This is a genomic window from Streptomyces sp. NPDC001100, assembly GCF_053598575.1.
In genome coordinates this window covers 51,816-70,751 of the sequence record NZ_JBSFKO010000023.1, presented here as the reverse complement: position 1 = coordinate 70,751, position 18,936 = coordinate 51,816, and the positions used below count along the sequence as shown (strand labels likewise).

18 protein-coding genes and 4 pseudogenes are annotated in these 18,936 nt (G+C 71.0%); 10 read left to right on the top strand and 12 right to left on the bottom strand.

Annotated features, from left to right (window positions below):
* Nucleotides 1-831: an aldo/keto reductase gene (locus tag ACWDEW_RS29800; protein WP_450516626.1), complete on the top strand. Its 831-nt coding sequence runs from the start codon at nucleotides 1-3 to the stop codon at nucleotides 829-831.
* Nucleotides 832-929: 98 nt separating this feature from the next.
* Entirely contained in the window at nucleotides 930-1,364 is a 435-nt protein-coding gene (locus tag ACWDEW_RS29795) for a cupin domain-containing protein (RefSeq protein WP_450516624.1), read from the top strand.
* A 9-nt stretch (nucleotides 1,365-1,373) separates the two neighbouring features.
* Here the strand turns inward: ACWDEW_RS29795 and ACWDEW_RS29790 are convergent, their stop codons facing one another.
* The 3 genes from ACWDEW_RS29790 to ACWDEW_RS29780 all read right to left on the bottom strand — a co-directional run bounded on the left by ACWDEW_RS29790 (nucleotide 1,374) and on the right by ACWDEW_RS29780 (nucleotide 4,625).
* Nucleotides 1,374-3,713, bottom strand: coding sequence for a SpoIIE family protein phosphatase (locus tag ACWDEW_RS29790; RefSeq protein WP_450516622.1), 2,340 nt, complete (start codon nucleotides 3,711-3,713; stop codon nucleotides 1,374-1,376).
* Nucleotides 3,714-3,777: 64 nt separating this feature from the next.
* Complete coding sequence (locus ACWDEW_RS29785) at nucleotides 3,778-4,245, bottom strand: peroxiredoxin (protein WP_450516620.1); 468 nt, start codon at nucleotides 4,243-4,245, stop codon at nucleotides 3,778-3,780.
* Entirely contained in the window at nucleotides 4,242-4,625 is a 384-nt protein-coding gene (locus ACWDEW_RS29780; RefSeq protein ID WP_450516618.1) for a DoxX family protein, read from the bottom strand. Before ACWDEW_RS29780 ends, ACWDEW_RS29785 begins: the two co-directional genes overlap by 4 nt.
* Before the next feature lie 126 nt (nucleotides 4,626-4,751).
* Between ACWDEW_RS29780 and ACWDEW_RS29775 the strand changes: the two genes are divergently transcribed.
* The 6 genes and pseudogenes from ACWDEW_RS29775 to ACWDEW_RS29750 all read left to right on the top strand — a co-directional run bounded on the left by ACWDEW_RS29775 (nucleotide 4,752) and on the right by ACWDEW_RS29750 (nucleotide 10,562).
* On the top strand, nucleotides 4,752-6,341 hold the full coding sequence (locus ACWDEW_RS29775) for an SDR family oxidoreductase (protein ID WP_450516616.1): 1,590 nt from the start codon (nucleotides 4,752-4,754) through the stop codon (nucleotides 6,339-6,341).
* Between the two features lie 96 nt (nucleotides 6,342-6,437).
* Complete coding sequence (locus ACWDEW_RS29770; RefSeq protein WP_450516614.1) at nucleotides 6,438-7,238, top strand: FadR/GntR family transcriptional regulator; 801 nt, start codon at nucleotides 6,438-6,440, stop codon at nucleotides 7,236-7,238.
* Between the two features lie 83 nt (nucleotides 7,239-7,321).
* Nucleotides 7,322-7,849, top strand: a pseudogene (locus ACWDEW_RS29765) (enoyl-CoA hydratase/isomerase family protein); the annotation flags it as partial.
* Between the two features lie 97 nt (nucleotides 7,850-7,946).
* Nucleotides 7,947-8,630, top strand: a complete 684-nt coding sequence (locus ACWDEW_RS29760) for a thiolase family protein (protein WP_450516762.1) — start codon at nucleotides 7,947-7,949, stop codon at nucleotides 8,628-8,630.
* An 11-nt stretch (nucleotides 8,631-8,641) separates the two neighbouring features.
* Complete coding sequence (locus ACWDEW_RS29755) at nucleotides 8,642-9,790, top strand: acyl-CoA dehydrogenase family protein (protein WP_450516612.1); 1,149 nt, start codon at nucleotides 8,642-8,644, stop codon at nucleotides 9,788-9,790.
* A 46-nt stretch (nucleotides 9,791-9,836) separates the two neighbouring features.
* A complete protein-coding gene (locus ACWDEW_RS29750) occupies nucleotides 9,837-10,562 on the top strand; it encodes an SDR family NAD(P)-dependent oxidoreductase (RefSeq protein WP_450516760.1) in 726 nt (241 codons plus the stop codon).
* Nucleotides 10,563-10,565: 3 nt separating this feature from the next.
* Here ACWDEW_RS29750 and ACWDEW_RS29745 read toward each other — a convergent pair whose 3' ends face one another.
* Together ACWDEW_RS29745 and ACWDEW_RS29740 are read right to left on the bottom strand one after the other, a co-directional pair.
* Nucleotides 10,566-11,816, bottom strand: coding sequence for an amidohydrolase family protein (locus tag ACWDEW_RS29745; protein ID WP_450516610.1), 1,251 nt, complete (start codon nucleotides 11,814-11,816; stop codon nucleotides 10,566-10,568).
* A complete protein-coding gene (locus ACWDEW_RS29740) occupies nucleotides 11,810-12,847 on the bottom strand; it encodes a CoA transferase (protein WP_450516608.1) in 1,038 nt (345 codons plus the stop codon). The genes ACWDEW_RS29745 and ACWDEW_RS29740 overlap by 7 nt, the downstream gene beginning before the upstream one ends.
* Between ACWDEW_RS29740 and ACWDEW_RS29735 the strand changes: the two are divergent.
* Together ACWDEW_RS29735 and ACWDEW_RS29730 are read left to right on the top strand one after the other, a co-directional pair.
* Nucleotides 12,846-13,454: pseudogene (locus tag ACWDEW_RS29735) on the top strand (hypothetical protein); the annotation flags it as partial. The gene ACWDEW_RS29740 and the pseudogene ACWDEW_RS29735 sit on opposite strands and share 2 nt — an antisense overlap.
* Nucleotides 13,455-13,512: 58 nt before the next feature.
* Nucleotides 13,513-14,298 (top strand): SDR family NAD(P)-dependent oxidoreductase, encoded by a 786-nt coding sequence (locus ACWDEW_RS29730; protein ID WP_450516606.1) that lies wholly within the window; start codon nucleotides 13,513-13,515, stop codon nucleotides 14,296-14,298.
* A gap of 319 nt (nucleotides 14,299-14,617) precedes the next feature.
* Here ACWDEW_RS29730 and ACWDEW_RS29725 read toward each other — a convergent pair whose 3' ends face one another.
* The 7 genes and pseudogenes from ACWDEW_RS29725 to ACWDEW_RS29695 form a co-directional block, all read right to left on the bottom strand.
* Nucleotides 14,618-14,770: an SDR family oxidoreductase gene (locus ACWDEW_RS29725; RefSeq protein WP_450516758.1), complete on the bottom strand. Its 153-nt coding sequence runs from the start codon at nucleotides 14,768-14,770 to the stop codon at nucleotides 14,618-14,620.
* Nucleotides 14,771-14,847: 77 nt separating this feature from the next.
* Nucleotides 14,848-15,399 (bottom strand): annotated as a pseudogene (locus tag ACWDEW_RS29720) (SDR family oxidoreductase); the annotation flags it as partial.
* Nucleotides 15,400-15,434: 35 nt separating this feature from the next.
* Nucleotides 15,435-15,890 (bottom strand): VOC family protein, encoded by a 456-nt coding sequence (locus ACWDEW_RS29715; protein ID WP_450516604.1) that lies wholly within the window; start codon nucleotides 15,888-15,890, stop codon nucleotides 15,435-15,437.
* Nucleotides 15,887-16,681, bottom strand: coding sequence for a CoA transferase (locus ACWDEW_RS29710; RefSeq protein ID WP_450516602.1), 795 nt, complete (start codon nucleotides 16,679-16,681; stop codon nucleotides 15,887-15,889). Before ACWDEW_RS29710 ends, ACWDEW_RS29715 begins: the two co-directional genes overlap by 4 nt.
* 94 nt (nucleotides 16,682-16,775) lie before the next feature.
* Nucleotides 16,776-17,195: pseudogene (locus tag ACWDEW_RS29705) on the bottom strand (phosphotransferase family protein); the annotation flags it as partial.
* Nucleotides 17,192-17,521: a phosphotransferase gene (locus tag ACWDEW_RS29700; protein WP_450516600.1), complete on the bottom strand. Its 330-nt coding sequence runs from the start codon at nucleotides 17,519-17,521 to the stop codon at nucleotides 17,192-17,194. The pseudogene ACWDEW_RS29705 and the gene ACWDEW_RS29700, both read right to left, overlap by 4 nt.
* Complete coding sequence (locus tag ACWDEW_RS29695; protein ID WP_450516598.1) at nucleotides 17,518-18,834, bottom strand: acyl-CoA dehydrogenase family protein; 1,317 nt, start codon at nucleotides 18,832-18,834, stop codon at nucleotides 17,518-17,520. The genes ACWDEW_RS29700 and ACWDEW_RS29695 overlap by 4 nt, the downstream gene beginning before the upstream one ends.
* Nucleotides 18,835-18,936: the final 102 nt, after the last annotated feature.

Here is an 18,936-nt window from a genome sequence, read left to right as displayed (position 1 = left end):
GTGATCAGCATCCCGACGCACACCCTCAACGACGGAACGAAGCTCCCCGCCATCGGCCTGGGCACCTGGCCGATGGACGACCCGACGGCCGAGGAGGCTGTCGACAGCGCGTTGCGCATGGGCTATCGCCTGGTGGACACGGCGACGAACTACCGCAACGAGGCCGGTGTCGGCCGGGGCATCGCCCGCAGTGCTGTGCCGCGCGAGGAGATCGTCGTGACGACGAAGCTGCCGGGCCGCCATCAGGGCTACGAGGAGACCCTCGCGTCGTTCGAGGAGTCCCGGGCGCGGCTCGGCGTGGCTTACGTGGACCTGTATCTGATCCACTGGCCGCTGCCCCGCGTGGGCAAGTACGTCGACTCCTGGAAGGCGATGATCAAGCTCCGCGAGGAGGGTCTCGTCCGGTCGATCGGTGTCTCCAACCTCACGCCCGGGCACATCGAACGGCTGGAGAAGGAGACCGGCGTGCTGCCCTCCGTCAACCAGGTCGAGCTGCATCCGCTGTTCCCGCAGGACGAACTGCGTGCCTTCGACACCGAGAAGGGCGTTCTCACCGAGAGCTGGAGTCCACTGGGGCGCGGTACCGCGCTGCTCGACGATCCGACCGTCGTCACGGTCGCGGAGGCCTTCGGTGTCACGCCCGGTCAGGTGGTGCTGCGCTGGCACACCCAGCTCGGGGCGGTCCCGATCCCCAAGTCGGCCGACCCGCAACGGCAGCGCGCCAACCTCGACATCTTCGGCTTCGAACTCGGTCCGGCCCAGCGGGCCGCCCTCTCCGACCACGCCCCGCAGCGCCTGGGCGGGGACCCGGAAACGCACGAGGAATTCTGAGAGTCCCGGGGTGGAAGTTGCGTGTTTCCACCCCCAACTCGCCTTCCCTGCCTCTATGTTCACGGCGGAGGCTCAAGATCTCACCGGAAGGTTCCCGTATGCGCACCGCGTTCCGTACCGCCGTGACCGGAGCGGTGGCCACCGCCGCCCTGCTGGCCGGTGGCACCGCCCAGGCGACCCCCGCCGGGCCGGGTGTCACCGCCAAGCTGATCAGCCAGACCACGATCGGCGACACCGACTACACGGTGCGCGAGATCACCATTCCGCCCGGCCAGGCCACCGGCTGGCACTACCACGACGGCCCGCTGTACGGAATCGTCAAGGAGGGCACGCTCAGTCACTTCGACTCCAGCTGCGCCTCCGACGGCGTCTACCGCAAGGGCAGCACCATCCAGGAGCCGGCCGGGGCGGGCAACGTGCACATCGGCCGCAACCTGGGGAAGACGCCTCTCGTCCTGGACGTGCTGTACGTCCTGCCGCACGGATCGCCGTTCTCGGAGGACGCGCCGAACCCGGGCTGCCCCTTCGAATAGGCCCTCGCGTCAGTCCGGCGGCAGCGGCTGCTCCGCCCAGATCGTCTTACCGCTGCCGGTCTGTCTGCTCCCCCACCGCTGGGTGAGCTGGGCGACGAGGAGAAGTCCGCGCCCGCCCTCGTCGAAGGCGTGGGCGCGGCGCAGATGCGGTGAGGTCGAACTGCCGTCGGAGACCTCGCAGATGAGGGCGCGGTCGCGGATCAGGCGGAGTTGGATGGGCGGTTGGCCGTAGCGGATGGCGTTGGTGACCAGTTCGCTGACGACGAGTTCGGTGACGAAGGCCTCCTCCTCCAGTCCCCAGGCGGCGAGTTGGTCGGTGGCGGCCTGCCGGGCCCCGGACACGCGTGCGGGGTCCGGTTCGATGTCCCAGGTGGCGACCCGGTCGCCGCCCAGCGCGCGGGTGCGCGCCAGCAACAGGGCCACGTCGTCGCTCGGTTCCTCCGCCATCACGGACTTCAGCACCGAGTCGCAGAGCGCGTCCAGGGACTCGGCGGAGGCGGTGAGCGCGCGGCACAGTTCGGCGGTGGCGTGGTCGACGTCGCGGTCCCGGTCCTCGATCAGTCCGTCCGTGTACAGGGCGACCACGGCGCCCTCGGGCAGCTCCAACTCGACCGCCTCGAAGGGGAGTCCGCCGACTCCGAGCGGTGGTCCCGCGGTCATGGGAACGAGGCTCGCGGTCCCGTCGGGCAGCACGAGGGCCGGCGGCGGATGTCCGGCGGCGGCCATGGCGAGGCGGCGCGAGACGGGGTCGTAGACGGCGTAGAGGCAGGTCGCGCCGAGTTCCGCGACCTCGTCGCCCGCGTCGTCGGACGCGAGATGGGTGACCAGGTCGTCGAGGTGGGTGAGGAGTTCGTCGGGCGGCAGGTCCACGTCGGCGAGCGTGCGGACGGCCGTGCAGAGGCGGCCCATGGTCGCCGAGGACGCGATGCCGTGTCCGACGACGTCGCCGACGACGAGGGCCACCCGGCTGCCGGACAGCGGGATCACGTCGAACCAGTCGCCGCCGATGCCCGCCAGCGAGCCGGACGGACGGTAGCGGTGCGCCACCTCGACCGCGGCCTGTCCGGGCAGTCCTCGGGGCAGCAGGGTGTGCTGCAAGGCCAGCGCGGTGCTGCGTTCGCGGGCGAAGCGGCGGGCGTTGTCGATGCAGACGGCGGCCCGGCTGGCCAACTCCTCGGCGAGTACGGCGTCGTCCTCCGCGTAGTCGTCCGGGTGCGCCATACGGACGGCCACCGCGACGCCGAGGGTGGTGCCGCGTGCCCGCAACGGCACCGCGATCATCGAGTGGACCCCCTTACGGTGCGAACGCCCTTCGGGGGAGCGGGCGTTGCGGTCGTCGACCCAGCGGACGAAGTCGGGTTCGCCGGCCTGGCCGCGTACCGCCCGTCCCTCCCGCAGGGACCGCACGGGCGGCGAGGAGAGTGGGTAGACGTCCGCCTGCCCGAGGTGCACGGCGGCGTCCGGCACACCCTCGGTGACGGAACCGTGGGCCACCCGGCGCAGCACGATCTCGTCGTCCGGGGCCTGCGGCGGTTCGTCCGCGCCGAGCACCCACGGCAGCAGGTCCACGCTGGCGAAGTCGGCGAAGCGCGGCACCAGCAGCTCCACCAGTTCCTCGGCGGTGCGCACCACGTCGAGGGTGGTGCCGATGCAGGTCGCCGCCTCGTTCAGCAGGGCCAGCCGTTGTCGGGCGAGGTACTGCTCGGTGCTGTCGAAGGCCGCGAGGGCGACCGCCGTCAGCTCGCCGGAGGCATCCCTGAGGGGCCACATCTCGATGCTCCAGGCGTGCTCCCGGTCCAGGGCGGGGGCGGCCGTCCAACTGTCGTAGCGGAGCGGTCTGCCCGTCTCGACCACCTGGCGCAGGTTGCGGAGGAAACCCCTGCTGTGTTCGGCGTCCTCGACGCTCTCCGGGAAGAACCGGCCGATCAGGGCATCCTCGGGGACTCCCATCACGCGGCAGGCGACGTCGTTGACGCGGAGATAGCGCTGCCCGATGTCGAAGACGGACAGGGACATCGACGCCTGCTGGAAGGCCTGCTCGGCGAGGCTGGGCCCGGGGTCGGCGGGCGGTTCGGCGGTGAGGACGTATCCGTCCGGGGCACCGTCCGCGCCGAGCACCGCGCAGGCCCGCACGGTGAGCGCGAGCGGGGAGCCGTCCCGGTGCCGTAGGACCACCGGGCCGGCCAGTGCGGCGACGGACGTGGCGGCGGGAGGCTCGGCGAGGAGTGCCGCCACCGACCGGCCCACGGCCTCCTCGGCCGGGTATCCCGTCAGCGTCCGGGCACCCTCGCTCCACCCCGTCACGATGCCCCGGGCATCAATGACCGCCGTGGCGGCGACCTGCTCCATATCGTCCAGGATGGTCCCTGTACCGCACCGCATCAACCGCGATACGGCATTCGCGGCCCCTGTGTCACTTCCGGTGGGCGCGAAGTGCGGCGAGGGCGCGGTCGGCGTGGGTGTTCATCCGGAGTTCGCTGGAGACGACCTCCAGGATCGTGCGGTCCTCGCCGATGACGAAGGTGGCCCGCTTGGTGGGTGCCAGCGAGAACCCGCGCTTCACTCCGAACCGTTCCCGGATCGTCCCGTCGACGTCGGAGAGGAGGGGCATGCCGAGGGTGTTCTTTCCGGCGAACTCCTTCTGCTTGTCGACCGTGTCGCCACTGATGCCGACGGGCCGGGCGCCGACGGCCGCGAACTCGGCCGCCAGATCACGGAAGTGGCAGGCCTCGGCGGTGCAGCCGGCGGACAGGGCGGCCGGATAGAAGAAGAGCACCACGGGCCCCTCGGCGAGCAGTTCCGTGAGGCTGCGTTCCGCGCCGGTCTCGTCCGGCAGCGTGAAGTCCTCGACCTTGTCGCCGACGTTCGGGCGATCGCTCATGTCAGTCCCTCCCCATTGTTCTTCGCGACACTACGGGCCCACAGCACGAGGGGTATCTGCAGGGGCAGTCGTCCGAGGGCCGCCGCCTTCTGCGGGGCCGGGCGGTCCCGCCAGTCCAGCGCCATCTGCACATTGGCGGGGAACACGCCCACGAAGAACGCCGCCGCGGCCAGTGCGGCCGGGCGCCGGGTGCGCGGCACGGCGATCCCCGCGGCCAGCGCCAGTTCGACGGCACCGCTCGCGTACGTCCAGGTCCGGGGCGCCCCCGGCAGGGCGCGCGGGATGGTCGCGTCGAACTGTTTCGGCGAGGCGAAGTGGGCGACCCCCGCGGTCGCCAGCAGTCCGGCGAGCAGCAGCGACGAGCGTTCGGACCGTGGCACGGTTCCTCCTCTGATGGCCTGCCGCGCGATATTACTCGACGGTAGGCGCCACTCTTCGACTGGCCCCTACGATTTCGGTCTGACCTTTGACATGTTTCGCATCCGGAACCGGAGAAGGGTCCGTGCATGGACTTCGAGCTGACCGAGGACCAGGAAACGATCCGCAAGTCCGTCGCCGGACTGCTGCGCGACTTCGACGACCAGTACTGGATGGAGAAGGACCAGGCGCACGAGTTCCCGACGGAGTTCTACGAGACCGTCGCGGCCGGCGGCTGGCTCGGGATCACGATCCCGGAGGAGTACGGCGGCCACGGCCTCGGCATCACCGAGGCCAGCCTCCTGCTGGAGGAGGTCGCGCGGTCGGGCGGCGGCATGAACGCGGCCAGCGCGATCCACCTGTCCATCTTCGGCATGCATCCCGTCGTGGTGCACGGCTCCGAGGAGCTGAAGCGCCGGACACTCCCGCGCATCGCCGACGGCGACCTGCACGTCTGCTTCGGCGTCACCGAACCGGGCGCGGGGCTCGACACCGCGAGCATCACGACGTACGCGCGACGGGACGGCGACCACTACGTCGCGAGCGGCCGCAAGGTGTGGATCTCCAAGGCGATGGAGTCCGAGAAGATCCTGTTGCTGACCCGCACCAGCAAAGCCGACGAGGTCGCCAGGAAGACCGACGGGATGACCCTGTTCCTGACGGACATCGACCGGGACCGGATCGACATCCGCCCCATCCCGAAGATGGGCCGCAACGCCGTCACCTCGAACGAACTCTTCATCGACGACCTGCGCATCCCCGTCGAGGACCGCGTCGGCGAGGAGGGCCAGGGCATCCAGTTCCCCCTCGCGGACTCCCTGGCCCGCCTCGACGCCGCCGAACTCGTGCTGCGCAAGGCGACCTGGCTGCACGACAACGGGAAGCCCTGCGGGCGGGAGGCGAACACCGCCAAGTACCTGTGCGCCGACGCCGGGTTCACGGCCGCCGACCGGGCGCTGCAGACCCATGGGGGCATGGGATACGCCGAGGAGTACGGCGTGTCCCGCTACTTCCGCGAGGCCGCGGTGCTGGTGACCGACGTCGACGAGTCGGCCGCGGCGGCCGTCGCCGGGAAGACCAACGCGGCGGGGCTCACCGCGGACAGCGCCGCCCTCGACGTACGGGACCCGGCCGCCGCCGATACGGCCGTGGGGCGCGCGGCGGCGCTCGCCGGCGGGAAGCTGCACATCCTGGTCAACAACGCCGGGGTCATCGCCCCGGCCATGTTCGACAAGCTGGAGGAGGAGGCGTTCCGGCGGGTCCTCGACATCCATGTGATGGGGACCTTCCACTGCGCGCAGGCCGCACTGCCGTTCCTGCCGGACGACGGGACGGGGCGGATCATCAACGTCACCTCGTCGGCCGGCCTGGTCGGCACACTGGGACAGGTCAACTACTCGGCGGCGAAGTCCGGGATCATCGGGCTGACCAAGTCCCTGGCCCGCGAACTGGCGCGGCGGCGGGTCCTCGTGAACGCGCTCGCCCCGCTGGCGGCCACACCCATGACGGAGACCATTCGCACCAACGAGAAGTTCGCGGCCCAGATGCTCGCCCGGATTCCGCTGGGCAGGTGGGCGGAGCCGGCGGAGATCGCGGGCAGTTTCGTGTTCCTCGCCTCGGACGCGGCCTCCTTCATCACCGGTCAGGTGCTGCCGGTGGACGGCGGAATGGTGATGTGACGGGCGGGCCCGTGATGTGACAGTTGGCGCGTCCTGTGTTGAATGGTTCAGCCAAAGAGGCCGAGGAGCACGGCCTGCGACGAGAGGCCCGAACCTGTGCAGAGCGCCGAGCACCCTTCCCGCACCGCCCGGGGGCGCGCCGCGGCCGGTGAGCCCCGGCCGCGCTTCGACACGCTCACGGTTCCCAAGGCGTCGGACGTGCTGGCGGCGGAGGTCCGCGAGCGGATCCTCTCCGGGGAGTTCACGGAGGGCATGGCGCTGCCGCCGGAACGGCAACTGGTCGAGCAGACGGGACTGAGCCGGGCCACGGTGCGCGAGGCGCTGCGGGTCCTGGAGGTCGAACGGCTCCTGGAGATCAGGCCGGGGCGCGGGGGCGGCGCCTTCGTGCACCGGCCCGGGCGTGAATCGCTCGCGAACACCGTGCGGCTGGTGATCCGGGGGCAGCGGATCCGCCTGGAGGACCTGCACGAGACCCGGGAGGCGATCGAGCCCGCGTGCGCGGCGTTGGCAGCCAGGCGCCGCACGGACGCCGACCTCGCGGAGCTGGACGACGCGCACGCGGAGCTGGTCGCGGCGGGGGACGACATCCAGCGGTTCCTGCGCGCGAACATCCACTGGCACAATGCCGTGGCGAGGGCCGGTGAGAACGAGCTTCTCATCGGTTTCATGAGCGCTCTCTCGCAGTCCATTCACGCGGCCACCGACATCGAGCAGTTCATGGACGCGGACATCCGCAGGCTCACCGCCCGCGCGCACGCCCGGATCACCGAGGCGATCCGGGACGGCGACAGCGAGGCGGCGATGCGCCGTATGACCCGCCATCTGTGCGGCTTCGCCCGGGCGGCCGCCGAGGTGGACCGACGGGACGGCGTGGAGCTGACAGATCCGGAGAACTGACCCCAGCAGGGATGAGAATGTGATTCTCTTATTCGTGCAACACCATTGGCATTTTCAGTCTGACCTTTAATACCATCGGCGGTATGAGCAAGGTGAGTTCCGTGCTGACCGTGGCCGCAGACGGAGACGTCCGCATCGTCACCCTGAACCGCCCCGACCGGTTGAACGGCGTGTCCGAGGAGCTGCACCGACGGCTGTCGGAGGTGCGGCGCGAGCTCGCGGACGACACCAAGGCCCAGGCCGTCGTCCTCACCGGCGCGGGACGGGCGTTCAGCGCCGGCGGCGACTTCGACCATCTCCTGCGGCACCACACCGATGCGGAGCTGCGGGAGCGGTCCATCCGTACCGACCGCACCATCCAGACCGAGATGATCCGCTTCCCGCTGCCGGTGATCGCCGCCGTCAACGGCCCGGCGGTGGGCCTGGGTTGCAGCCTCGCGCTGGCCTGCGATCTCGTGCTGATCGCCGAGGACGCCTACTTCGCGGACCCGCATGTGTCGGTCGGCCTGGTGGCGGGCGACGGCGGAGTCATCCTGTGGCCGCTGCTCACCAGCCTGCTGCGGGTGAAGGAGTACCTCTTCACCGGTGACCGCATCCCGGCGGCCAAGGCGGTCGAGTTCGGCCTCGCCAACCGCACGGTCCCGCCCGACGACCTGATGCGCGAGGCCCTACGAGGACTTCTCCTTCAACCAGGGTGTCTCGGCCGAGCTGATCGCACGGAAGTGGGCGCTGGGCCGGGATGTCCTCGACGAGTTCGCGGCGCTGTCGCACGAGCGGGCGGCGGCACAGGTCGGCGGGGCGTTCGACGCGCAGATCGTGCCGGTGCCCGACGGCACGGGAGGCACGGTGACCCTGGACGAAGGCATACGGCGAGGGACCAGCAGCGCCACTCTCGCGAAGCTGAAACCGTCCTTCCAGGAGGACGGGGTGATCCACGCGGGCAACTCCTCGCAGATCTCCGACGGTGCGGCGGCGCTGCTGGTGACGACCCCGGAGAAGGCCCGTGAGCTGGGGCTGACGCCGATCGCGCGCTACTGGGCGGGCGTGGTCACCGGTTCCGATCCGGTGCTGATGCTGACCGGACCGATCCCGGCGACCGAGAAGGTGCTCCGCAAGGCCGGACTGGCCCTCTCCGAGGTGGGCGTCTTCGAGGTCAACGAGGCCTTCGCGCCGATCCCGCTGGCCTGGCTGGCCGAGACCGGTGCGGAACCCGCCCTTCTCAACCCTCTCGGGGGCGCGATCGCGCTCGGGCATCCGCTCGGCGCGTCGGGTGCCGTCCTGATGACGCGCATGCTCCACCACATGCGGGACCACAGGATCCGCTACGGCCTGCAGACCATGTGCGAGGGCGGCGGCACCGCCAACGCCACCGTCGTCGAACTCGCTTCCTGACAGGGGATGTTGTGCGCCGAGACGTCTTCACCGACGACCACGAGGCATTCCGCGGGCTCGCGCGGGACTTCATCGCCAAGGAGGTCGTCCCGCACTACGCCGAGTGGGAGGAGACCGGCCGACTCCCCCGCACGTTCTTCGAACAGCTGGGCTCGCTGGGCCTGTTGGGCACGGCCGTGCCCGAGGAGTACGGCGGAGCGGGCCTCGACGACTACCGCTACAACGTCGTCCTCCAGGAGGAAGCGGCCCGCGCCCTGGTGACGTTGGGCACCGTCCGCACCCAACTCGACGTGGTGCTGCCGTACTTCCTCACCTACGCCGACCGCGATCAGCGCGCACGCTGGTTCCCCGGCCTGGCCTCCGGGAAGCTCCTGACCGCCATCGCGATGACCGAGCCGGGCACGGGCTCGGATCTCGCCGGGATCCGTACGACCGCCGTGCGCCACGGGGACGCGTACGTCCTCAACGGCACCAAGACCTTCATCACCGGCGGGCTTCTCGCCGACCTGGTCATCGCCGTGGCCCGCACGTCGACCGACCCGGACAACCGCCGTGCCGGGCTCACCCTGCTGGTCGTCGAGGACGGCATGCCCGGTTTCACGCGGGGCCGGGTACTGCACAAGCTGGGCATCAAGGTGCAGGACACGGTGGAGTTGGCCTTCGGCGACGTGCGGGTGCCGGTCGCCAACCGGCTCGGCGAGGAAGGCGCCGCCTTCGGCTATCTCGGCCACAACCTCCCGCAGGAGCGGATGACTGTGGCGGTGGGATCGGTCGCGCAGGCGCGGGCGGCCCTGGACACGACGATCGTCTACGTCAAGGAGCGCAAGGCGTTCGGGAAGCCGGTCGCCTCCTTCCAGAACACCAAGTTCGAACTCGCCGCGGTGGCCGCCGAGATCGAGGCCGCGCAGGCCATGCTGGACCGTGCGGTGCTCGAACTAGTCCGGGGCGAACTGAGCGGACCCGACGCCGCCAAGGTCAAGCTGTTCTGCACCGAGATGCAGGCCCGCGCGGTCGACCGCTGTCTGCAACTGTTCGGCGGCTACGGCTACATGCTGGAATACCCCATCGCCCGGCTCTACGCGGACGCTCGCATCACTCGCATATACGCCGGAACCAGCGAGGTCATGAAGGTCATCATCGCCAAGTCCCTCGGATTGTGAGGCGGTTACGGTGCCGGACTTCTCCAGCAGACCAGGTGTCGCGTTCGTGGCGGGCGGCTCGGGCGGGATCGGGGCGGCGGTCGTACGACTGCTCGCCGAGCGGGGCAGCGACATCGTCCTCACCTACCGGGCCAACCAGGAGGCGGCGGACGCCGTCGCCTCCGAGGTGACGAAGCTGGGCCGTCGAGTGCGGGCGATACGGCTCGATTTGACCGACGAGTCCGCCACTGCCAAGGCCGTGGCGGAGGCAACCGGCGGCATCCACACCCTCGTGTACGCGGCGGGCCCGCATGTCCCGATGAGACACCTGAGCCGGGTGACACCGAGCGAGTACCGCGCCCAACTCGAAGGCGACGCGGCGGCGTTCTTCAACCTCGTGCATCCCGCGCTGCCGCTGATGCGCGAGAGCCGGGGCAACATCGTCGCCGTGACGACCGTCGCCACCCGCCGCTTCCCGGTACGGGACGGGCTGTCGTCGGGTGCGAAGGGCGCGGTCGAGGCGGTGGCCCGGGCGCTGGCCGCCGAGGAGGGCCGCTACGGCGTCCGCGTGAACTGTGTGGCGCCCGGCATGCTCAACGACGGTATCGCCGGCCGTCTGATCAGCTCCGGCGAACTCGACGAGGACGCCCTCGCCGTCACCCGGCGCAACATCCCGCTGCGCCGTTTCGGCGACGCCACGGACATCGCGGAGGCTGTCGCGTTCCTCGCCTCGGACCGGGCCGGGTTCATCACCGGACAGGCGTTGGGAGTTGACGGCGGCTACAGCGTGTAGAGGTCATGCGGGCGGGATGTGGAGGCCCGACACGTATGCGGCGCGTACCAGTTCACCGGACAGCGCGTCGAGGGCCGCGCGCAACGGCACGTGGAGCAGGCACAGGTCGGCGACCGCGCCGACCGCCAACCGCCTTGTGCGGGCGGGATGTCGGGGCTCGCCGGTGAACAGCCGCAGCGCCGCCTCGGGCTGGACCCGCTCACCGTCGTCCCGTTCCGTCGCCGCCCGCATGACCGCCCAGGGGTCCGGGGTGCCGTAGGGCGCGTCGGTGCCCGCGGCGAGGGGGATGCCGGCCTCGGTCAGGGTCCGGCAGCGGTAGAGGTGGGGGCGGTCGTCGGCGTCCACGTCGGTGGCGTACGCGGCGCTCCGCTCGACCGGGAAGTGGGGCTGGGTCACCACGGTCACCCCGAGCCGCCGCAGCCACGGGATCGTCTCGGCCGGGATGACCGAGCCGTGCTCGATGCGGTCGCCGTCGGCCGGGCCCACCTCGTCCAGGGCGAGCAGCGTCACCAGCAACTGCACCCGGGTCACGCAGTGCACGGCGACCGGTCTGGGCCTGATCTTCCCTATGGCGTGGGCGAGTTGGGCGGGGGTGGGAAGCGTCGGATCGTCGAGCAGCAGCTTCACGGGTTCGTCGACGCCCATCACCAGGAGCCGTTGCGGGAGGACCGACAGCATCCGGGTGAGTCCGCCGGCCGGGTGCGGGTCGGCGTTGGTGAACCCCGTGACGCCGAGTGCCGCCGCCCGCCGCCCCACACCCTCCAGATCCAGCCGTACGGGCGGCACGAACCCGCGCAGCCGCTCGTCCTCGCGCCAGAACCGTCCGTCGCCCTCCAGCCCGGCCGCCCGCAGCGCGGCGCTGTTCCACACCCAGAGGGCGCCGGTGCGATGCTGCACCCGGACCGGCCGATCGGGGACCAGCGCGTCCAGCGTCCACCGGTCCAACTCCCCTGCCACGCACTCGTGGTAGCCGACGGCCCGCACCCACTCCCCCGGCGGCCCACTCGCCAGGGCCGCCGCAAAGGCCGTACGGTCTCGTACGTCCGTCGGTCCGACACGCACGGACGCGGCTTCGGCGGCCAACGCCGCGAGGTGGACGTGATGGTCGTGCAGCCCCGGCAGCAACGCACCGCCCCGACCGTCCACTTCACCCCGCCCCGGCAGTCCGGTCCCGATCTCGGCGATCCGCCCGCCCGTGATCCGTACGTCCACCGGCGCCGCGTGGCCCGCCACCTCCACGTTTCTGATCAGCACGGCGGGCGGACCCGTGCGGGCGCGTCCGCGAGGGCCGCGGCGCAGGCGGCCATGGAGACGCAGAGGAGTTCTCCGCCTCCGTCGGCGAGAGAGCGGGCCGCCGCGTGGGCGGCGAAGACGCCGGTGACGGGGTCGGCGAGCGCGTCGCCGAGGAAGACGGGATCGCCGTTCGGGTCCAGGCCGGTCAGACCGGCGGCGACGGCGGCGTCGTCTCCGAAAGCGATACGGTCGTTCTCGCGTCCGTAACCGGTGATGCCGACCCAGACCCGGCCGGGGCGGGCGGCGAGGAACTCCTCGGCGCGAAGCCCGAGTCGCCGCAACGCGCGCGGTCGCGAGGCCTCGATGACGACGTCGGCCTCGGCGACGAGTTCGTCCAGCGCGCCGGGGGCGAAGTCCACGACCAGGTTGTCGTGCCCGTCGTGCAGCCAGCGGTAGAAGGCCGGTGTCCCGAGGCGCGCGCCGTCCGGTCGTGTCGCGCTCTCCACCTTCACGACCCGCGCGCCCGCCAACCCCAGCAGCCGGGCGCACAGCGGCCCCGCCCAGAGTGCGGAGAAGTCGACGATCCGCAGCTCGGCCGTCGCACGCACACGCCGCTCGCCCCAGCGCTCGGCGCGTACCGCAGGCCGCGCGTCCTGGGTGGCCGATCCGGCTACCGCGGCCGCGACGCCCACCAGCTGCGCAGCCTCGGCCACTTCGGCGGCCGTGACCCGTTGTGCGGCCTCGTGCAGGCCCCCGGTCCCGGCGAACGGTGAACCGAGCAGTGCCAGCAGTGCGGGTACGGCGGCGAGGTCGTCGGGGCGGGCCAGGTTCACGGCGGCCCAGCCGTCGGCGGCTCGCAGGAGGTGGCAGGAGCCGTTGGCCGAGGTCCTGCCCGGGCGTTCCAGACCGGCCAGTTGGGCCCGGAGGAACAGTGCGCTCGGCAGATCAACCGGCACGCCCGTCAGCTCGGTGAACGAACGGGCGACGTCGGTCAGGGGGGCCAGGTACGGCTCGACGGTTTCCATCCAGGCGTGGAGAGCGCGATTCTCCATGAACCGAACCCCCTTCTCTCCACAGGTGATCTCAAATTGCACTCCGGTCCACGCCTGGAGGGAGATCACCGTGGAGTCGCCCTTCGTGATCGTCGATCTCGACCGCACCCCCGCATGGGAACCAGACACCCGCGACCGTGTCGTGATCGGTGTGGCCGCAGCACCCAAGGACTCGATCGACGGGTACGACGTACTGCTCACCGCCGTCCCCGATCCGCCCGGCCCGTGGGTGTGGTGTGCGGATCCGCATGCCACGGCTCGGGACCTGGGGCACGTAGTCGAGAGCCGGCCCGCCGCGGCCGTCGCGCTGGTGCAGGTACTGCGGATGGGCCGCGGGCTCTCGGTCCCGGACAGGCTGGTTCTCGAATCCCTCGCCTATTCGACGCTCCAGGGCGGAGCGGACTTCCGGTCCTGGCTGGCCGCCGCTCCCCCGCGCACGCACCGCCCGGCCGAGACTCCCGTACGGCTCGGTCGCGACGGTTCCCGGCTGGTCGTCACGCTGGACCGGCCCTGGGTGCGCAACGCGTTCGACGCGGCGACGCGGGACGCGCTGTGCGAGGCGCTCCAGGTGGCCGTGGCCGACCCGTCGATCACCCGAGTCGACCTGTACGGGAACGGTCCCGCGTTCTGCAGCGGGGGCGACCTCGCCGAGTTCGGTACGTCCCGTGATCCGGCGCACGCTCATCTCCTGCGGGTCCATCGCAGCCCGGCCGCACTGCTGCACGGGCAAGGTCGCCTTCGTCGCGGGCGCCAGCCGCGGCATCGGCCGTACGGTCGCGCTGGCGCTCGCCGAGGCGGGCGCCTCGGTCGCCGTAGCCGCGCGCTCCGAGCAGGAAGGTCGGCTGCCCGGGACGATCCACTCGGTCGCTGACCGGATCCAGGCCGAGGGCGGGCGCGCGCTGCCGGTGCCCTGTGATGTGAGCGACGAGGCGTCGGTCGACGCGGCCGTCGCCGCGACGGTCGAGGAGTTCGGCAGGATCGACATCCTCGTCGCCAATGCCGGGGTGCTGTGGCTCGGCCCGGTCGAGTCGACACCGCTCAAGCGCTGGCAGCTGTGTCTTGACGTCAATCTGACCGGGGTGTTCCTGGTGACCCGGGCGGTGATTCCGCACGTACGGGCGCGTGGCGGTGGGTCGTTGGTGGCCGTGACGACCGGCGGGGTGGGCATGACGGACCGGGGCGCCAACGCGTACTGGGTGTCCAAGGCGGCGGTCGAGCGCCTCTATCTGGGGCTCGCCGCCGACCTGCGGAAGGACAACATCGCGGTCAACTGCCTCGCGCCTTCACGGGTGGTGCTCACGGAGGGCTGGCAGGCCGGCGGCGGGGGCCGGGAGATCCCACCGGAGATGGTGGAGCCGCCGGAGGCGATGGCGAGGGCCGCGGTGTTCCTCGCGGGTCAGGACGCCACTGGCCTCACGGGTACCGTCCAGCGCTCGGAATCTCTTGTCTGATCGGCGAGTTGGGCCTGAGTGCACCAGGCGCGGCGGGCACGACTGATCGGCGTCATCGGGGGCACACGGAACGACGAGCCGCCGGGGTCACCGGTGGCTCGTCGTCCATTCATAGGGGTTTCACATGCTTGCCTTCGTGGCTGCCGCGCTCTTCGTCATCGCCTTCCTCATCCGAGTCACCGAGACATCGACCCAACTGGTCTTCACCCCGACGAGCCTCATGCTCCTCGGACTGGCCTTCCTCGCCGCGCACTCGGCCGGCCTGGGAACGGGCTGGTCCGCGCGCCGCAGCGGGCGTCGGCGCTGACGCGGCAAGGTGTCACCGGACCGCCGCACACACCCCGCTGTCGACGAGAACGTCGATCCCGGAAATGAACGCGGCCTCGTCCGACAGCAGGAACGCCACCGCCGCCGCCACGTCCTCGGCCCGGCCCGTCCGGCCGAGCGGCGTGCGTTCCACCAGCACGGCCATCGCGGGCTGGGCCGCTGCCTCCTGCCGCCCCTGGGGGGGGTGTCGATGACACCCGGTGAGACGGAACACGCGCGGGCGCCGTACGGCCCCAGCCGTACCGCCTCCCGCCGTACGAACCGGTGCACCCCGTGCTTGGCCCACGCGTAGGCGAGCCCGGAGTTCTCGACGGCGGGCCCGAGGGCGTCCCGGAGCCGGTCGAGGAAGTCGTCCCGGAGCGGGTCGTCGAGGATCGCCGCTACGGCGGAGTCGGCCTCCAGGTTGCCGAGCAGCGGGGCCATCGAGGCGAAGCACACCAGTACCGTCCCCTCGGTGGCGAGCGGGCGGAGGGCCTCCGCGAGGCGCGCGGTGCCGACCAGGTCGACCTCGAAGATGCGTCGCCAGTCGGCCGTCGTGGGCGAGATCCCGGCGGCGTGGGAGACGGCCCTCAGGGTGCCCAACTCGGCGGCAACGGCAGCGAGTTGATCGAGTCCGGCCGGGTCGGTGACGTCGAGGACGAAGGGTTCGATCCGCACCTCCCCGTGCGCGGCCGACAGTTCCTTCGCCGCCGCGGTGACGGCCGCTTCGTCGCGGTCCACCAGCAGCAGTGTGTCCACCAGGCCGGTGAGCCGTCGTGCGCAGGCCAGTCCCATGCCCCGCCCGGCCCCGGTCGCGATGCCCACGGTCGTCATGCGGTCCCTCCTCCGTGGCTCCAGTACTTCTCCAGGCCCGGCCGCGCCACCCGGTCCACGAGTTCCACGAGCAGACCGCTGGGGCCGCGCAGGAAGGCGAAGGGCGCGCCCCCGGAGCCGGTCCGGCGCGCCTCGGTCACGAAGCCCTGCCGGGTGAGTTCGGCGGCATCGGCGGAGACGTCGTCCGACCAGTAGCCGACGTGGTGCACTCCCCCACCGGCCACCGGTTCCCACAGGGTGCCCGGCACCCGTCGGACGATCTCCAGTCGAGGGAGTGTCCGGGAGGAGGCGCAACTGATGTCCAGAACGGCGTCTCCGGTCGGCAGCGCCAGCGGAACCGCTCCCCCGATCTCGGCGCACCACTCGTACCCGAACGCGGCCGAGAACTCGGCCAGGGTCGCTTCGAAGTCCTCGACGACGAGCCCGAGATGGAACTGGTCCTCGGCCCTCATGACTCCGTCACCGCCCCGGAGACGTCATGCTCGCCGAGGCGGGGCGGCGGCCCGTAATCGGGGTCGTATCCGGCGACCCGGACGGGGCTTCGGACCAGTCGGAAGTCCCCGGCCGTGACCACGGCCTCCGGGGTGGCGGCAAGCGCCTGGGGCAACGTCCGTACAGCGGCGGCCGGCACCCCGAGGGGACGCAGCCGCGCCTCCCAGGACGTGGCCGTGTCGCCGGCCAGGGCGTCCGTGACGGCGGCCAGCACTTCCTCCCGGCGCTCCGCCCGCTCGACCATCGTCGGGAATCCCTGGAGGCCGGCCTCGGCCGCGAAGGACTTCCAGAAGCCGTCGTGGGTGATGAAGAGCGCCAGGTAGCCCTCGGCCGTGGGGAAGAGCTGGGCCGGCACGTAGAACGAGTGCGCGCCGAGCGGCAGTCGGCGCGGTTCGACACCCTCGTTGAGGTAGGCCGAGGCGCTGTAGTTGAGCTGAGACAGCATCACATCCCGTAGGCACACCTCCACTTGGCCGCCGCGCCCGGAGACGAGGTGGGCGAGGAGTCCCAACGCGGCTGTCAGGCCGGAGGAGTTGTCGGCGGAGGAGTAGCCGGGCAGGGTCGGCGGACCGTCCGGGTCGCCGGTCAGGGCGGCGACTCCGGTGGCCGCCTGGACCACGTAGTCGAAGGCGGGTTCGTCGCCCGCCGCCAGCCCGTACCCGGTGAGCGCGACGCACACGATCCGCTCGTTCCACTTCCGCAGCACGTCGTAGGTCAGCCCCAGCCGGTGGATAGTCGATCTCGCTGACATCGCGTCCGCTGACCTTTGCGTAGTGCTCCAGCAGGTCGGCGCGGTCGGGCATGCCGGTGTAGTCGACGTAGCCCTTCTGGGTGCGGTCCTCGTCGGCGTCCGGCCAGCCCATGATCACCCAGCCGAGGTCGAGCAACGGGTCGCCCACGGTGGCCATTTCGAAGTCGACCAGGGCCGCGAGTTCGGCGGGTGCGCCGTGCCGGAACATGACGTTGGCGAACTGGTAGTCGCCGTGGATGATGCCCGGTGCCCAGGGGGCGGGGCGGTGTTCCCGCAGCCAGGCGGCGGCCTTCTCCAGGCCGGGTATCTCGCGGAACTTGAACTTGGCGAGGTGGGCCAGCCAGCGGTCGACCTGCCGGTCGTGGAAACCGTCGGGCCGACCGAAGCCCTCAAGCCCCTGGGCCCGCCAGTCCACGTTGCCCAACTTGGCTATGCCCTCGACGAGTTGGTACGCGAGGCCGGGGCGCAGGGACAGGTCACTGAGGAACGGCTCGGGCCAGCCGCCGGAGTTCATCGGGGACCAGCCGTCGACGTGGCCATGAGGTAGAAGCAGGAGCCGAGCACGCTGGTGTCGTCGCACACGGCGATCGCCTCGGGGTGCGGGACGTCCGTGCCGTCGAGTGCCTTGAGAACGCGGTATTCGCGGAGCATGGTCTCGTTGCGCCCCGGCGGGACCTTCTCCGGAGGCTTGCGCAGCACCATGCTCTGCTCGCCGCGCCGGATGCCGTAGATGTCGTTGGAGGTGCCTCCGGAGATGTACGACGTCTCGACGGGTTCGCCTGGGGCGATGCCCTGATCGTCCAGCCAGCGGGCGAGGGATTCCGTGTTGGCAAGCGTCACAGCAGGTCCTCCAACTGCTTCCGGGCCCATTCGCGGCGGGTGGGCAGGTGCTGGGTGGGCCACAGGCCGGGGGCGGCTTCATAGCCGCGCAGGACGTCACGGGCGACCGTGATCTTGTGGACCTCGGTGGGGCCGTCGACGACGGCCATGACGGCGGCGCCGTTCCACATGTCCGAGAACGGCATCTCGTTCGACACACCGAGGGCGCCGTGCAGATGCATCGAGCGGTACACGATGTCGTGCAGCACTTTCGGGGTGAGGAACTTGATGGCGGCGATGTCCTTCCGGACCCGTCTGTAGTCCTGGTAGCGGTCGATCTGCCAGGCGGTGTAGAGCACGAACAGCCGGAACTGGGCGAGTTGGGCGTAGGAGTCGGCGAGGTCTGCGCGGACGAGTTGCTTGTCCGCCAGCAGACTGCCCTGGGTCTCGCGGGACAGGGCCCGCTCGGCCATCATGTCGAGCGCCTTCTGGCTCTGGCCGACGACCCGCATCGCGTGGTGGACGCGGCCACCGCCGAGGCGGGTCTGGGCGATCGCGAAGGCCTGGCCCTCGCCGCCGAGCAGCGCGTCGGCGGGGACGCGGACACCGTCGTAGGCGATGAGCGCGTGCATGCCCTCGTCGGTGGCCTCGCCCATGATGCCGAGGTGGCGCTCGATGCGGACGCCGGGGGTATCGCTGGGCACGAGGAACATCGACATGCCCTTGTAGGGGCTGACGTCGGGGTTCGTCACGGCCATGACGATGACGAACTTCGAGGTGCGGGCGTTGGAGGAGAAGAACTTGCGGCCGGTGATGACCCAGTCTCCCCCACTCTCGGCTCCGCTCGAGCGGGAGGTGCCCCCACCGTCGCGCACGGCGCGGGTGGTGAACATCGTGGGGTCCGCGCCGGCCTGGGGTTCGGTCATGGAGAAGCAGGAGAAGCACTCGCCCTCCAGCAGTGGCTGGAGGTAGCGCTCCTTCTGTTCGTCGGTGCCGTAGCGGGCGATGATCTCGGCGTTCCCGGTGTCGGGGGCTGCCGTGCCGAAGATGACGGGGGCCCAACTGGACTGGCCCAGGATCTCGTTGATGAGCGCCAGCTTGACCTGGCCGAAGCCGCGCCCGCCGAGCTCGGGGCCGAGGTGCGGTGCCCACAGGCCCTCGTCTCTCACCTGTTGCTTCAACGTCCGTACGACGGGGCCGAGTTCGTCGTCGAGCGGGTGGTAGGCCCGGTCCGGATACAGCAGGTCCAGGAGTTCCACGCGCTCGGCGCGGAACCGCCTGATCCACTCCAGCTTCTCCTCGAACTCCGGCTCGGTGGAAAAGTCCCATGCCATGTCAGACGAACCTCCTGCCAACCCGGACGAATGCTGGTGAGAATATCATTCTCATCTCGCGCGATTAAGAGTCTCGAAACTTGCAGTGCGGTCTTCGGTAGG

What these genes read in the sequence shown, in the direction of transcription:
- ACWDEW_RS29795 (WP_450516624.1), top strand. Translation starts at nt 930, where the DNA reads ATGCGCACCGCGTTCCGTACCGCCGTGACCGGAGCGGTGGCCACCGCC.
- ACWDEW_RS29790 (WP_450516622.1), bottom strand. Translation starts at nt 3,713, where the DNA reads ATGGAGCAGGTCGCCGCCACGGCGGTCATTGATGCCCGGGGCATCGTG.
- ACWDEW_RS29785 (WP_450516620.1), bottom strand. Translation starts at nt 4,245, where the DNA reads ATGAGCGATCGCCCGAACGTCGGCGACAAGGTCGAGGACTTCACGCTG.
- ACWDEW_RS29775 (WP_450516616.1), top strand. Translation starts at nt 4,752, where the DNA reads ATGGACTTCGAGCTGACCGAGGACCAGGAAACGATCCGCAAGTCCGTC.
- ACWDEW_RS29740 (WP_450516608.1), bottom strand. Translation starts at nt 12,847, where the DNA reads ATGGAGAATCGCGCTCTCCACGCCTGGATGGAAACCGTCGAGCCGTAC.
- ACWDEW_RS29725 (WP_450516758.1), bottom strand. Translation starts at nt 14,770, where the DNA reads ATGGCCGTGCTGGTGGAACGCACGCCGCTCGGCCGGACGGGCCGGGCC.
- ACWDEW_RS29715 (WP_450516604.1), bottom strand. Translation starts at nt 15,890, where the DNA reads ATGAGGGCCGAGGACCAGTTCCATCTCGGGCTCGTCGTCGAGGACTTC.
- ACWDEW_RS29710 (WP_450516602.1), bottom strand. Translation starts at nt 16,681, where the DNA reads ATGTCAGCGAGATCGACTATCCACCGGCTGGGGCTGACCTACGACGTG.
- ACWDEW_RS29695 (WP_450516598.1), bottom strand. Translation starts at nt 18,834, where the DNA reads ATGGCATGGGACTTTTCCACCGAGCCGGAGTTCGAGGAGAAGCTGGAG.